Raw genomic sequence first — 15,301 nt, forward strand, 5'->3', positions numbered from 1 at the left:
TCACGTTTTGCTGCACGCGCCAGGAAGCCTGAGGAATGCGTTCGCTCATCTGGCACACTCACAACCAGCTCCAAATCGATCAACGACGCCGTGCGAAGCTGTGCGGCGGAGAGTCGCCCTGACCCGCGCCGCGAAGACAAGCTGGACGCACTGCTGCCGGGAATTGGACGCCCCGACAACAACGCTCCTCGCTCAAGCAGCGTGACCCTACATCTCGACAAGTTTCATCCCATCACCGCCATTAGCCGTGTAGCCAAGGATCTCGATGGGGACGACGACTGGTTGCGCGACGCCGCCAACCAACTGGAGATCGAGAACTGATCATCTTATGTCGTCGAGATGATGACATCTCGACGTTTAGGGACTTCCGGATCGAAAACCCTGATCGAGCTCGTCCGGATGGACAAGGACATCTGACCCTTGGCTCCGGCGGTGGCAGCCGAAATCATGCGTGATACGGCGCAAAGGATATTCGAGCGCAACAACTACAACCAGATCCGGCGGGATCACGGTCTTCGAAAAGATCGTTCCCTGTAAGAGCTTCGCGCGACGTGGATCGAAGCGAACTCCTAGAATTCGCCCGCCGACGCTGCGATACCGATCGGCCGTGAACGCCGGGGTTGTGGAGTCGAGCGGCACATTAGCTACGATTCACGCATCGACAGCCGACCTCCCGCTCAGTCAACTACCAAACCTAGCAATTGATGGAGACGATGGACACATGCCAGTCAGTGGCTGTGAAATTCGCTCGGGCCACATAAGAAGTCGTCGCGCGATATAGATTTCATCGATCAATGGAGCTGATGGATGTTTTGCCTCGTCGTCCCCAGGTATCAAACTGTCTCCAATCGTGCCTTCCATCTTTCCATGAGAGCCACTCGAGGGTTTGTGGCGGCGAGCTTACGGCCCGCCAAGGATGTTAGCCCCTTCTGCCTGCCTGTGCTTCATCCCATCGACCGAGCTGCGAGCGGCGTTTCTTGGATCGGGCGTGTTGTTCTGCGAGCTCCGCTATTGCCGCTGCTCTCTGTTGAAAACAGTTTTCCTTCGTTTTGGCAGAGGGTTTGTCGCAAGGTCGCTGGCCTCCGTGTATCGGCCACCAATCTCTTGCTAGCGAACGCGCACACCGAGCAGCCCGCTAATGTCGGCACCCTCCAGCAGAAGCTCGCCTTGATTAGCGATCGAGCGACTAGGTTGTTTGCGCTGTGTACCCACACGTAGGCCAAGCGGCGCCGCTGTGGTGATAGCGCGCAAGGTTGAGCGGTCTCGCTGACATAGAGAGGCCGCCTGGTGTCAAGCGTCTCCCACCGCATTGAGGGACAAGATTTGACATCCGCTCTAGGCCGTCAGGTGGAAGTGCACTTTATTCAAATCGACGGGCGCGAAAATCACCATGCATCGTTGCGTTATAACGCCGCTATCCACGCAAGCATATCTGGCTGGCGTCGTTGCTTTCATGTCTGGACCAACGGCGAAGCCACGAGGTCGTATTGTCCTTTGTCTGATAGCTAGTCTCGCCAGCAGTTCGGCGGCGCCGAGTCGCGAGATCTCCGGCCCAAGAAGCCCCAGCCCCGATGAGCTCGATGAGGCAACAAGCAGAACAATTTCGGATTCGGCCATGACATTCCGAAGCGGGCGACCCAAGGGAGCAGCCCGCCTTCCTAGGAGCTCCTTGCCAAAAACAGCTACGACCACAATAAAGCGAGATGTTGCCATGGCGACGGCCAAGAGCAGAATTGAAAATCAGATCGACCCATTCGCAAAATTCGAGAAGCTTCGCGAAAGAGGTGGCGCTTTCACTGCTCCTGGTCCTGCGGACACGATAGATCAGGATACAGCTTCTGTCAGATCCCAATTTTCGGATCTCGGGATTGGATTTGCTGGCTGGACGCTAAACACGCTTGTCGACAATGAACTCGGCAACGCCGCCAGAAGCACCATCGCCAATCAGCAATATGTCGGCCAGAATCCGACATTTAGTACGGTCAACTCTATGATCGTGACTTATGACCTCGCTCGGTGTGGAATTCCCGATGGTCAGATCGTGGTCGGAGCCGAGCATCAACACTGGACATGGCAGAGCGCTGGGCCAGATCGGCTGGGCCTCAATGCAGTTTCTTACTATCAAACGTTATTCGACAGAAGGATCGAACTCAAAGTGGGCTACCTCAGGAACCAACATGAGTTTGCGGGCGCTGGAGACAAAGTGTTTGGACCCTCATCGAGAATGCTGTTCCAAGCCGGCATGAGCAACAATTGGGCGCCAACGCCGGCTCTTAATCTGAAGTACAATTTTGATGATCGCCTATATAACAAATTCTCAATCCAGCGCTCGGTCAGTCCAGCAGGACAATATGCGCATGTAAGCGAGAATCCCACTGGCTTGAACTGGAGCACGCGCGACGCAGGCATTCTTTTGCTTGATGAGCTTTCCTACAGGAACAAGCCTACTCCGGGTGTAATGGAGACTTGGCTGCGGGCTGGCGCGGGCTTCAACAACAGCAGCTACACGGACCTGCAGCATCCGACAGAAGCGACGACCAAGGCCAACAGCGTCTACTATGTAGGTGCGGACAGGCAATTCTGGCAGTCTGCCGTCCACGGCTCGGCATCTCGCGGAGTCTATGGCGGGCTCTCTGCAATGTATGCTCCGCCTGACCTAAATAGAGCTAGTCAATACTACGAGATTCGCCTTTATGCGAAGGGCCTATTGGACAGCCGGCCCACAGATCAGATGAGTCTTGTTGTCAGCAATACCATCTGGAGCCATGTCGCGGTGGACGCTGCACTGGCAAAAGAGCAGCTGGCGCACCGCGACAGTACAGCAATTTCGGGACTGTACACGGCGCATCTGGCGCCCGGGATATATACAACCGTAGGACTGACCTACATCAATCACCCAACAAGCATTACCTACACACCGCAAACCGGACACGCCCTGAATATATTAGTATCTACGTCGGTATTCTTCTAAAGGCTCAGGACTGGGCGTGAATTCACCGGCATGTAGTCGAAATCACAATCGTTCCCTTTCAACGGCTTGGGCCGGTCATCGCGGCGTTTTGCTATCTCTGTGCTCCTGGCGCGAGGCCGGGTACCGCGTGAATTTAGGCATGTCCAAGGTAGCCTGCTGTTGGGAATGGTAGCTTGGAGCCTTTGCTGGTGGTCTAGAGCGATAGACCGGCGCCGTATCGCGCAAAAGTCGGGTCCTCTTGCGGCAGTGACATTGCTTCTCGTTAGCTGCTCCTGCAACTCGTCAGACTCGCGTCCGAGCCCATGACAACCCCGAAATCGTGCCCTCGGAGATTCCCGCGAAGAGACTTAGAAGTGGAACCGCGACACAGATGCCAAAATTCAGCCAGCTCCGGCAATCGCGCTCTGTCTGTCCGCCGGTCGTGCCGTCGTCCGAAGGGCGATGCGCAAGGTTGGCGGAAACGCACCGTCGTCCGTGGAAAGTCAACCGGACGCGGCCGGATGACTTGCGCCACTCGGCGCTGAATCATTTTCGGCGGACGAGATAAGCTTGAGCATCTTACTTCAGCGAGGAGGTCGCCTCCCGGGTCTGCGCGCGCGTTAGCTCCTCCTCGCGCGAACATGCGACAAGGCCAGTGCAACCATGTGAATTTGCCGCGCACTGCTAGGCAACTTTCGTGGACGGGTGCTTCGTCATCTTGAGGCGCGTCACACTGCATCGACCATCGACACTGACGGGCGCGTCGCCATCGAGTGTGGCACGATGAACGACGCGATGCTGGTCACCGTAATCGTTAACGGCATAATGCTGTGTTGCGCGGTTGTCCCAAATCGCGACATCGCCTTCTTTCCAGGTCCAGCGCACGGTATTTTCGGGCGCCGTGATATAGGACTGGAATAGTTGAAACAGCTTCTGGCTGTCGCGTTTTGGAATATCAATAAACCTTTGCACCAGATCGCCGAGCACCAGCGCGCGCTCGCCGGTCTCGGGATGTACACGGACCACCGGATGCTCCGTCTCATAGATTGTTTTAGTAAAGACCTCATCAAAATGCTTCTGATCGATTTCGCGCACACGGCAGGTCCCGGCGTAGTCGAAGGCGTTGCTGTGAACGGTCCAGAGTTCGTCGGCAAGCCCTTGGAGCGGCCGCGGCAGATCCAGGTACGCCGCCACAGCATTCGACCAAATCGTATCGCCGCCGGACGATGGGATCACAATAGCTCGCAGCACCGCAGCTTTGGGATAAGCCGCTAGAAAGGTTCCATCGGTGTGCCATACATCGGCTCGGCTACCTCCACGCGCGGAATCAAGCTCGATGATCGAGGTCGTTCCATTGATCGTACCGAGTGTCGGATGCGGCACCAGCTTTCCCAAACAAGCGGCAAAGCGCTCCTGCTCCGCGTCATCAAGATGCCCCTGATCGCGGAAGAAGATCACTTTATGTTTGAGCAGCAGGTTATTGATTGCAGCGACGGTTTGGCTCGGCAAATCACCCGAAAGTTTGATATTTCTGATTTCAACACCGATGCGCGCGGCGCGCTTGACGACGTCGGTCGCTGGAATGACACGCTCGGTCGAAGCTGTTTCTTTCATTGCAATTTTTCCAGGTTTTGCGGATTGTTCGAGCAGTCGAGGGCACATCTCACTCGCTTTCGATGACGAACCTCGCGCTGCGGGTACTCTTGAGCAAGCACCATGCCAGTCGGACACGAGCTGTGAACGTCGGGTTGATGATCCGAACAGTTTGCCAGGAGCGCGATGGCACCTCCGATCCTCTTGCAATCCGAACCCGCAAAAACACCAGAGGTGAAAACTCTGAGGCAAGCGCCCCGGTCCGGGCGAAAGGCACGCAACACCGAGAGGAATTGTACCGCTCGGCACCCGAACAGAAACGCGCCAGACGGCCTTCGTGCAACTTTGAGCAGCGAGCCGTGCGTGCCGTTCTAGTCCAGTATGGCACCTTCCCAACTGTTTGCACAATCGGCCAAACACGGGCCGCGTCTGCGAACGAGCCATCACCGGCTCTGAAGGTGTCCGGGACCTGCCCTGGCCGCGATCACTGCCGTAACTTCATCCGCCGGAAATGGAAGAGGAATAGATGACCTTGGAAGAGCCCCAAACGATTGAATTACGGTTTCATCCAGGCGAAAGCCATTGATCCGCGGCACTGGGATCGCGATGTTCTCGATGCACCGACGTCCGAGGGCAGTGAGGCAGATGCTCGGCATATCCCGGTGGACGGCAAAGATATGCCCACTACCGATCGTTATAGGTGTTTCAATGTTGTCGAAGTAGTTACCCTCGACGAGTGCTTGCACAGACGATCCAGCATCCACTGCATGGAAAAATCCGCCGCTGTGTTGCGCATTCGTGTTGTGGAAGTAATTGTTAGCGAACGATGGAAACGACGCGCATTGCGATGGCAAGGAGAAGACGTCGGTCGTCTTCGACAGGGCCGGCAAGCGCCGCTGGAAATTGGCTCAAACATTGATATCACTGATGGTCAGGTTGCGAATAACGACGTTGCTGACCCCATTCAGGCGCAGCCCCTTCCCTTTGATTGTAGCGGTCGAGCCAATGCCGATCACCGTTTTGAAGGCGTGATATTTGCCGGCGATGCTATTGCAATTGCACGAGCCGACCTGGTGTGGATCGATCACAACCGATTCACAATATCGGGCGTCAGAGATTGCCGGCGGCTTTGGCCCCACGACAAATATTAGGGTATCCTGGAACGACTTCGATGGCAGCGATATCTATTCCTCTTATTGTAACGGGGAGCACTATTGGAACCTCCTGTTTCTTGGTGTCCCGCAGACGATCACTATCGCAAATAACTATTTTCGCGATAAGAAGAGGGACTCACGCTTGTAAGGTGCCGAACAGGCACGGCCGTGTTGGCATCCCTGCCCTTCGCCTCGCCCTCCGTACCGGTAAAGTCTATGGTTCCAATTACCTGGATCTCGCGCGGAGTGTGGTCATTGCACTGGCCGAAGCTGTACGACCGACATAACTCATAATTCAGAGCTTTGGTTGATCTGACCTGAACTATCTCGCCTCCCAGCCCGCCCGTCGCTGCAGAGTCAAAGCCCTTGATGGGCTCGCATCGCACATCGTTGGGTCCGAGCACGGACAAGACGCCGAGGACGGCAGCAAGTCCGCCGAGCACGCGCAACGAACGCTTGATGTGCTCCGCCGTGTGTTTCATAGGCATATGCTCTCTCTTACCTTCGCAATTCCGCACGACAACTTGACTTTTCGAGCCGAAATGCTGAACTAGACGGGGCCATCAGCATGCGGCGTTAACGCCATTAGATCGTCGTCAATAAGGCAGGCTGGTAACATCGGAAGCATGCTAAACAACAGTCGAGGTGTGCAGCCGCAGGCAGTGTGCCAGGTGGAATCGACCTGGGTAGCCATTGAGCGGCTCACGGCCGATCGAGCGCGGTCAGAATGAAAGCAAGATCTTATCCCACGTTTCACCGTAACGCGCACGGCTCGAAAGCAACGGCTGGACCAGCTTGCAACCGCGCTTTTTGATTTGCGCCTTCGACGCTTGATGGGCTAGCTGCCCTCAGGGACCAGCACGCCCCGGAATGAAACTACCAAACCTGGCTGTTCCTGCGATCCCGAATGAGGCGTACCGCAGTTCAAATCATGAGTCGTCCGGTCTCCGTCGGGCTGCCTGGGAGCTTCACTGATGTACACGCCGTCCTGCTTCCAACTTCTCGATATCGCCGACCTTCAACGGACAATGCGCGAGGCACGGACAGCGACACTGGTCACCGCCACTCACGAGGGGCTTGTTGGAACGATGCTGCCCGTAGTACTCGACGAGAGCGCGGGCTCGATGGGCACGATTTACGCGCACGTGGCGCGTGCTAATCCGCAGTGGAAGCTGACACCAACCGGCGAGGCGATGGCAATTTTCGGTGGGGCGGAGGCCTATATCAGCCCTTCATGGTACGTGACCAAACACGAGAGAGGCGAGGCCGTACCAACGTGGAACTATGTCGCTGTGCATGCCTACGGACCAGTTGAGTTCTTCGAGGATTCCGATCGGCTCCGCGAGGTAGTCACGCGGCTGACTGATGTACATGAGCGCTCAAGCAAAGACCGCTGGGCGGTCTCGGACGCACCTGCCGATTTCATCAAAGCGGAGCTCGAGGGGATTATCGGCCTGCGATTGCAAATTACACGGCTAGATGGCACACGGAAGATGAGCCAGAACCGCAATGCCGCGGATCGCGCCGGCGTCATCGAGGGCTTATCCAAGAGCGACCGTGAGGAAGACCGTCGTGCAGCTCACCTCATTCCGAAAGGATGACGAACCCGATCGACGTATTGTAAACGACCCGGTGTCACGTGGATTTCCTCCACTTCCTCGGCTGCTCTCCTTCTGCAAAACCACGCGCGGGCGGCGGGTTTCTGCTCCCGGCAGGTGCTTTACACAGCACAAGAACGCGCGGCGTCCGCGAGCGGAAACCGCGGACGCCCAAGCCGCTAGGCCAACTCCAGCTTTTATGGCGTGCAAGTCTCGAGAGATTTACAAAGAGCCCTCCAGGCGTCTGGAATCTGACATTGCGGTCAGATTGCAGATTCTCTGACAGTTCACGACAATCTGCGGTCGCGCACACTCCCGATGGGCAGCAAGAAACGCGAATGTCTCACATTTGCAAGGTCGCGCAGCTCACTTCTGTCACAATGATAGGGACTCCCGGACCACCCTGCTCGACCTCGAATTCGGCCTAAGACGTTCAAGAGACCTGTTTCGCCTGATCGACGCCCTCCGGCGCAACGGGAATACTGAACTGAAAGACGGCCCCGTGAGGATCATTGGCGCCCGCCCACATCCGGCCCCCATGCGCCTCAATAATGGAATGGCAAATGGCCAGCCCCATGCCCATGCCTTCTGACTTGGTGGTGTAGAACGCCTCGAACATTCGGTCTGCGCTGTTTGGATCGAGTCCTGGACCTGTATCCCGAAAGCTGACCAATACATTATTCGAGCCATCTGTGCGCGTCGTGATCAGTAATTCGCGTTCGCCTTCGTTGATCTCGCTCATAGCCTCGATGGCATTCGTGATCAGATTGAGAATCACCTGCCGTACCTGAACGCGATCTGCCCTAACGAGCGGCAAAGCCTCAGGCCGTCGGGTTTGCACCCACACGTCATTTTGCGCAAGTTCCGCGCGGACTAGGGCCAACACCTCTAAGATCAATTCGTCAATTGCAAGAAGCTCGGTTTGCATGGGCGCTTTGTTCATAAGAGCGCGGATCCGACGGATCACGTTTCCTGCGCGCATACTGTCACGAACAATCAAACCGAAGGTCTGCCGAACCTCTTCCAGATTTGGCGGTTGAGCACCGAGCCAATTTAGCCCCGCCCCCGCATTACTGCTGATCGCGGCAATCGGCTGGTTCACCTCATGCGCGATCGAGGCGGCCAGATGTCCCATTGTCGTGATCCGATTGGCATGTGCAAGGCCCATCAGAGTCTCGCGATAGCGCCGTTCGCTTTCGCGGGCCTCCGCTTCCGCTCTCTTTCGTTCTGTCAGGTCCAGGACGAAGCCAACACCTTGGTCCTCTCGCGCATCGAACACGGCGAGGCCAATGAGCACTGGCACGCGACTGCCATCCTTCCGAACATACTCTTTCTCGAACTGCTGAACAGCTCCGGTCCTTTTTGCTTCTGTGTGAGCATCCATTGTGCGCTCGTGCCATTCTGGAGGCGTCAGATCGAGACCGTTCACTCGGCCTGCGAGGAGATCTTCTTGCTCGTATCCAACCATCGTGAGGAAGGCTTGATTTGCTTCGATGATCTCGCCCCCTTCGTGAATGATAAAGATTCCGATGATGTTAGCGTCGAGCAAGCGCCGGATTTTCGCCTCCCGTTGCTGAACTTCGCTGTACAACCGGCTGTTTTCGAGCGCTGTTGCAGCTTGAGAGGCAAGCATTTTCTGCATTGATGTTCGGGCAGCCGAGAATATGCGCGGGGCGAGATTATTCTCCAGATAAAGTACGCCGATCAGCTTGCCCTGCGTGATGAGTGGCAGGCAAAGAATAGAACGCGCTTTGCGCTCGCGGATATAAGGATCTTCGGCAAATGAAGGCTGGACGACAGCGTCTTCGAGAACCACGTTTTCGCGGACACGTAGCACGAAATGCAGCACGGATTCGGGAAGAGCCATCGGAGTTACGGGCTGTTCATCCACCTTTATAACGAGCGCATCTGCTACCGTTTTGCCTTCCGCTTCGATCCGTGGCTCGTCGCCATGCAGCAGAATCAACACACCTCTTTCGGCGCCGGCCTGCTCAATGGTAGTCCGCATAAGCTTGTCAATTAGCTTCTGAAGCACAATCTCGCCGGAAATCGCCTGCGACACTTTGATCACCGTCGCCAGATCAAGTTGCTCAACCGGAGCTCCGATCGTCATGCCATTCACGGCAAGCGGGGGCTCCTGATGCATGAGATGCGGATGCAGCTCCTCGAGTTGACGCACCTTACCATCCGCTCCCCAACGAAGGTAGCCGCGCCGCGCGTCCTGCAGGTAAACCCGGGAGATCCTGGCAAAACCGCGTGCAGCATAAAAGCGCGCTGCAAGTTCACAAGCGATCCCCTCGTGGTGGGGGAAACCGTTACGTCCTGCGGTTTGGATTGAGTCTTCGTACAGTCGCATTGCGTCTGCATCCCGGCATTCTAACCTCGCAATTTCAGCGCCGACCAAGGCAGCCCGATTCTCGAAGTTGTCGGGGCAATTCGTCGCCCATGTCTGCAGTTGCCTGTAATGAGCATCAATGACATCTCGGTGTGGCTGTTGTTCGCCTTCGCCCAGCCTGTCGCAATAACACGAGTGAGACAGCGCACCATAAAAGTGAAACTCCGCCGTCAAGGGCTCTGTTGGTATGGTCCATAGTTTGGGCTCGGCCTTCGAGCGAGCCTCAACAGCCGCAGCATAATCGCCGGATAGGAAGCGCGCCTGAAGTTTGCGGATCCAGTAAACGGTTTCGCTAGGTGACTCCGGACTTCCTGCCAACGATCGTTCAACGTCTAGCTCGTCAAATTGTTGGTCGTCGAAGCAACCGAGCGAGCGCGTGAGGCCGCGCATGGTTCTGACGATTGCGAGCTGAGCGGCTACCGCCTCAGCAGCAAATTGTACCTTTCTGTTCCGGATCGTAGCAGCGCTTTTCTCTAACTCGTTCTGTACCTCTTTCAGGTGATCTCCGGCCATCATCATACTTCCGGTTAGATGGACCGAACTGTACGCCTCATAGATGACATCACCGCTACTGACCGCGGCTTCGAGGGCTCGCCGGATCAAAACTCGGCCGTCTCTAAGCGGCTTCGTCCACGGGATCACGGTGGCTCCGACGGCCAAATAGACGTGAGCCCGAAAACGAGAGAACTCGCCGCGATCAGCCAGATCGCAAGCAAGACGACCAAATTTATCGGCCGCTTGGTAGTTACCGAAGCGTCCGGCCGAGATTCGGCCTAACCATGCGTAATGGGCGCAGGAAGCATCAGTGTTGCCGTGTTCGAGGCTGATGCTGACCGCTCGGCAGATCACTAAAGCGGATAAATTGGCGTCCGTGAAACCTGCAGCCGGAAGAATCCGCGTCAACACGGCGAGCGTGGCAAGCGTGACCTGGTCTGTCATTCGAGGCAAACCAGCAAGATCCTCGATTGCGTCGGGCAGCTGTGACCACATCCGCTGATATTCGGCCAGCATTTCCTGGTCCGTCGGACGCTGCGACCACTCGATCCCGACGTCGCGAAGATATTCGAGACCTATGAGCACTGCCCGGCCGTGCTGACCTAGCGTCAAGTAAAGATCGACCCGCAAACATGCGACCGTTGCTCGTTGTGGCCCGTTCAAAGCTCGCTTCGACAGTGCGGACAAGAGACGCTCTGCAATCTCCAGCTGGCCTACCAAGAATTCGCATTCGGCCCGGCTGGTCTCGAGTGCGAACGCGAGCTCGCGGCGCCTTTGCCAAAAATTGGGCGCGAGCAGCGCAGCACCGACGGTGAAATATGTTAGCGCCGAGGCGTAGGCCGCCGAGGCCTTGGCACGCTGCCCTGCGATCAAGTTCAACTCGGCGAGCTGCTCTCGCTCCTGACCGGAAGCGATGAGCGCGACGCCTCGATTGAGCTGACTGACAATGTCGAAGATGGCCTCTTCGCGTTTGTGCGCAGGGATGTGTGCCGCGAGCATCCGACCGATCCGCAGATGGGAAGGAGCGCGCGAGGATTCCGGCATCAGCAAGTAGGCCGCCTCTTGAACGCGATCGTGGACAAAGCGGTAGGCTGTCCCATGCCGCACGATCAGTTCCTGCCGGATTGCCGGCCAAACGGTCGCGTGCACTTGCTCCTCTGGAATTTCGAGCACAATCGCAAGCTCCGCCGTCCCGGCGATGTTGCCGAAACAGGCCAGCTGTTGCAGCGCTTCCTGCGTTTCCTTGGGCAGCCGGATGAGCTTGCCGAGCATCAGATCGACGACGTTCTCGGTGTACGCTTTTGCGTGAATTCGCTGCAGATCCCAACGCCAGCGCGCCGACACGTGATCGAACGTCAACAGCTGCTCTCCGGCTAGTTCAGACAAGAATTGAACGGCGAAGAACGGATTGCCCATCGTCTTCTGATGCACCAACTTCGCAAGCGGGGCAGCGCGTTTTGGTCCGCAGCGAAGGGTATGCGCGACCAACTGCCCGACGTCGTCTGCGCTGAGCGGCGATAGCGTGATCTCCTGTAGATTTAGGCCGGCTCTCCCGATGGACTCGAGCTTGCGTTTGAGCGGATGATCTGCATCAACTTCGTTGCTGCGGTAAGCTCCAATAAGCAGCAGGTGCAGATCCGGCTGGGTCAGCAGATCCTCGATCAGGTCGAGTGTTGCGGCGTCATACCACTGCAAATCATCGAGGAAGAGCACCAATGGATGGGTTCGCCGGGCGAACACGCCAATAAAGCGACGAAACACGAGCTGGAAACGGATTTGCGCTTGGCGGGCTGGAAGCTCAGCAACCGCGGGCTGCTCGCCGATAACAAGGCTCAAATCGGGGATCAATTCGACCATCAGCCGTCCATTCCCACCGAGCGCCTCCCGGAACGCCTGCCGCCAAGTCGCGAGTTCGCCCTCACTTTTGCTGAGAAGAGGACGCACAAGGCTCTGAAAGGTCTGCACTAGTGTCGCATATGGCACATCGCGCTTCACTTGGTCGAATTTGCCTGATGCCAAGAGCCCGCGGTAGGGCACGAGTACTTTGTGTAGCTCCTGGACGAGCGAAGACTTACCGATGCCGGAATAACCGGCAACCAGCACCAACCTCGGCGCGCCGCTCTTCACCGCTCGATCGAAAGAGCCAAGCAAGGTCTCGATCTCGCGGGCTCTCCCATAGAGCTTCTCGGGGACGATCAACCGATCAGGTGTGTCGTCTGCACCAAGTTCAAAAGGCTCGATGCGACCATGGTTGGTCCATGCTGCCAGACAGTGTTGCAGATCGTGTTCAAGGCCAGCGGCAGTCTGGTAGCGTTCCTCGGCGGTTTTCGCGAGGAGTTTCATCGTAATGTGAGAGATTGGCTCCGGGACATTTTGCGATTTCTCGAGGGGCGGTGTTGCTTTTCTTGCAATATGACAATGAATCCACTCCAACGGGTCTGAGCCCGTGAACGGCAGCGCGCCGGTCAGCATCTGGTAGAATATCACGCCAAGGGAATAGAGATCACTGCGAGAGTCGACCGAGCGATTCATTCGTCCGGTCTGCTCGGGCGCCATGTAGGGCAGCGAGCCGGCGATGAACTCGGCAGGCTCAAGCGGCACCCGCTCGCGGGAAAGCCGGGACGCCAGCCCGAATCCGGTGAGTCGCACTTGTTCGTCAGGACAATTGACCAGAATGTGACCGGGTTTCAGGTCCTTGTGGATTAAGCCGCGGCGGTGGAGCTTGCCCACGGACCTCGTGACACCAATAGCAAGGCGCAGGAAGCGCTGAGGCTCCATGCCGACTCCAACTAAGTTTAGCAGCGGCTCGCCGCATGGATCCTCCAGGACCAGCATGGTACGACCAGCTTCCCGGATGAGTTCCAGAGGCCGCACCGCCCATGCCTCATCTAGCTCCTCTCTCAGCTCATACTCGTGGGCGAGGCACTCGATCGTGGCGGGGTGTTCCGCGGTGGGCCGCACGAGAAGCACGACAGCCTTGCTGCCGTTGATTTGCCGCCACGCACGGCAGAACACACGACCTCCGTCGCTCCACAGGGGCTGGATGTCGTTGTCGAGATTTGAGCCGAACACAGTTCGGCTGGGAGGGTCGCGCGGCATTTGCCTGACCAGACTAAGAAGACGCGCGCCAAATCTGACACATAAGAGGCGCCATTGTGAAGGAACTTCGCAAAATTCGCTGCAGGGTCCGGATCATGGCCGCCAAAGAGAGCCCGCAGCAAGCACAAACGGACGCACGCTGTATGTTAGAGCCCGATCGTGTCGATCGAGCGCAGCCCTGCGCGCAGCTCGAGCCCGGGCGGCGGCTCCGGACTACGCAGCGCGCCGGCGCGGAAGGAGTCCTTCGCGATAGAGCGACTCAAGCCGAAGGCTTCCCACGCCAAGGACAGCGGCTCGATTGACGTGTGGCCGAAAATGCCGCTACTAACAATGAAGCTGTTTGGCACGTCTACTTTGAAGAGGAACAACTCGCCCGGCTGGAGCGCCCGAAACTGCGTGGTGCCGCTGGGTTGCCACGAAAACGTCCTTTGATCTGCTTCCGCTTCATCTCTTCCCTTTGGCAGGTTAAAGATACCTGGAATACCGGGCCGCCCTCTGATTTCGTATTTCAAGGCGGCGGCACGGACAAAGCATGGCAGCAATCCTCTTGAGGCAAATGTAGGGGACGGTTGTCGCCGGTCCAGCGGCGATCGAACCTCTCAACCACGAGCACACGGTTGCCTTCAAACTCCTCGATCGCGATGGCGGCGCTCGGAAGTCCGAGAGCTGCTGTCAGCTTGAGGCAGAAGAACTCATTCTCGACGCTGTAGGAAAGATTGAGGCCGTTCGGCAGTCGGTCAAGCTGCGGTTTGAGAATGTGCGTCGTGGCTGTAGTCGCCAGCGGCTTGTACCAACGCCCTTTCCAGAACAAGAGCGCGGTCTTTTCCTGGGCGCCGGCGATCGAGATCCGAAAGTCCTCGTCCCACCAAGCTCAAGGAGAGCCGATGCAAAGGTTGCCGAGAAGCCGGGCGATTTCCTCGTCGTCAACGGGTCTGTCGTCAACAGCCCCGGCAGCGCCGGGTTCGATGCCGTCCGGCAGGAATTGCAATGGGCCGACGCAGTCCCGTCCGACACCAGTGAGTAGGTCGTAAGCGTCGATGCCCTGAGCGTGGACTCGCTCCGCCATACGACGGCGGATGGGCATGCTGTCGGGCAGGAGATTGTCCGAAACGGCGACGACGGCGGCACCGATATAGCGGTCCCTCACGCAGAGCAGAGATAGCGACAGGGGCAGCATGCTCCCAGGCAAGCCAGGACGGATCGTACTGAAAGTCGATTGCGCCGACGAATGGTGTCCTGCAATGCGCGTTCACCGGCTTCGGATCGAGGAGAGCACAAGGTTCGCTTTGTGGGCAACCTCGGATCGGCACATACTTTGATCCGTCATCTCCTCGACGAAGATGGGTGCGCTGCCAAAAACCCAGTGAGGCTCCTTACAAGCTCGGTTGCAGCGAACCCGTCTTCGGTAGCCCTTTCGAATGGAGACGGCTGCGATCCTGAACAACGTGTTCCTTGCCCTAACCAAGGCCGGCCACCAGCCTTGGATTGGCGAACAACCCCGCAATGTCAGCATGACAGTGGGCCGTTAAGACGATCTCGTTCACGCTCGACCACCCGGGGCCAGGACGCAGGCCAACGGACGACTCCAAACACCGCATGAAGCTTCCGAAACCCTCCGACTGGAGATCCCAGCCACTGGAGAACAGCGGAACGCCTTCTCGTCCCAGTCGCGCTGCGACAGATCTAACTTGCCAACTACGAACTCCACCTAGTCGGCTCGAGAGATGCTAACTCGATCAATCTACAAGACATGTACAACGTGACCCTACGTACGATTCAAGCCTTTCCCGTCTGTGTGAAGTAGCAGGGAGTCACCATCTACTTTGGCTGCTAAACGAGTCTCAGTTTTGCCACGCGGGTCACATCATCTGGGACACCATCACCACGGATGTACTGGCGATGTGGGGCGAACCCGGCACACTTCTTCTCAAAGGAGTGCGCCGGGCCGCCTTAATGAGTTGCGTCGGAAGATTGATGAGCTAGTGGGCGGTTGGCGGCTGCTCCAAGCGGACCGCTC

9 protein-coding genes are annotated in these 15,301 nt (G+C 57.4%); 4 read left to right on the forward strand and 5 right to left on the reverse strand.

The features are described 5' to 3' along the window. Positions 1 to 90: 90 nt before the first annotated feature. On the forward strand, positions 91 to 321 hold the full coding sequence (locus QRQ56_RS27040; RefSeq protein ID WP_157158633.1) for a hypothetical protein: 231 nt from the start codon (positions 91 to 93) through the stop codon (positions 319 to 321). A gap of 1,390 nt (positions 322 to 1,711) precedes the next feature. Continuing rightward, a complete protein-coding gene (locus QRQ56_RS27045; RefSeq protein WP_317245107.1) occupies positions 1,712 to 2,971 on the forward strand; it encodes a carbohydrate porin in 1,260 nt (419 codons plus the stop codon). A 663-nt stretch (positions 2,972 to 3,634) separates the two neighbouring features. Here the strand turns inward: QRQ56_RS27045 and QRQ56_RS27050 are convergent. Next, positions 3,635 to 4,564, reverse strand: coding sequence for a TauD/TfdA dioxygenase family protein (locus QRQ56_RS27050; RefSeq protein ID WP_438744192.1), 930 nt, complete (start codon positions 4,562 to 4,564; stop codon positions 3,635 to 3,637). Positions 4,565 to 5,094: 530 nt separating this feature from the next. Here QRQ56_RS27050 and QRQ56_RS27055 point away from each other — a divergent pair. Both QRQ56_RS27055 and QRQ56_RS27060 read left to right on the forward strand, forming a co-directional pair. Further along, a complete protein-coding gene (locus QRQ56_RS27055) occupies positions 5,095 to 5,694 on the forward strand; it encodes a hypothetical protein (protein WP_317245109.1) in 600 nt (199 codons plus the stop codon). A 977-nt stretch (positions 5,695 to 6,671) separates the two neighbouring features. After that, positions 6,672 to 7,298, forward strand: coding sequence for an FMN-binding negative transcriptional regulator (locus QRQ56_RS27060; RefSeq protein WP_438744195.1), 627 nt, complete (start codon positions 6,672 to 6,674; stop codon positions 7,296 to 7,298). Between the two features lie 430 nt (positions 7,299 to 7,728). Here the strand turns inward: QRQ56_RS27060 and QRQ56_RS27065 are convergent, their stop codons facing one another. The 4 genes from QRQ56_RS27065 to QRQ56_RS27080 form a co-directional block, all read right to left on the reverse strand. Further along, the gene (locus QRQ56_RS27065) at positions 7,729 to 13,284 is read right to left on the reverse strand and encodes a trifunctional serine/threonine-protein kinase/ATP-binding protein/sensor histidine kinase (RefSeq protein WP_438744197.1); all 5,556 of its coding nucleotides are present in this window, start codon (positions 13,282 to 13,284) and stop codon (positions 7,729 to 7,731) included. Positions 13,285 to 13,430: 146 nt separating this feature from the next. Next, the gene (locus QRQ56_RS27070; protein ID WP_438744199.1) at positions 13,431 to 13,796 is read right to left on the reverse strand and encodes a hypothetical protein; all 366 of its coding nucleotides are present in this window, start codon (positions 13,794 to 13,796) and stop codon (positions 13,431 to 13,433) included. Then, complete coding sequence (locus QRQ56_RS27075; protein WP_438744201.1) at positions 13,793 to 14,095, reverse strand: HipA domain-containing protein; 303 nt, start codon at positions 14,093 to 14,095, stop codon at positions 13,793 to 13,795. The genes QRQ56_RS27070 and QRQ56_RS27075 overlap by 4 nt, the downstream gene beginning before the upstream one ends. Before the next feature lie 60 nt (positions 14,096 to 14,155). Next, positions 14,156 to 14,461, reverse strand: coding sequence for a HipA N-terminal domain-containing protein (locus tag QRQ56_RS27080; RefSeq protein WP_438744203.1), 306 nt, complete (start codon positions 14,459 to 14,461; stop codon positions 14,156 to 14,158). Positions 14,462 to 15,301: the final 840 nt, after the last annotated feature.

Source organism: Bradyrhizobium sp. U531 (assembly GCF_051710265.1).
Taxonomy (GTDB): Bacteria; Pseudomonadota; Alphaproteobacteria; order Rhizobiales; family Xanthobacteraceae; genus Bradyrhizobium.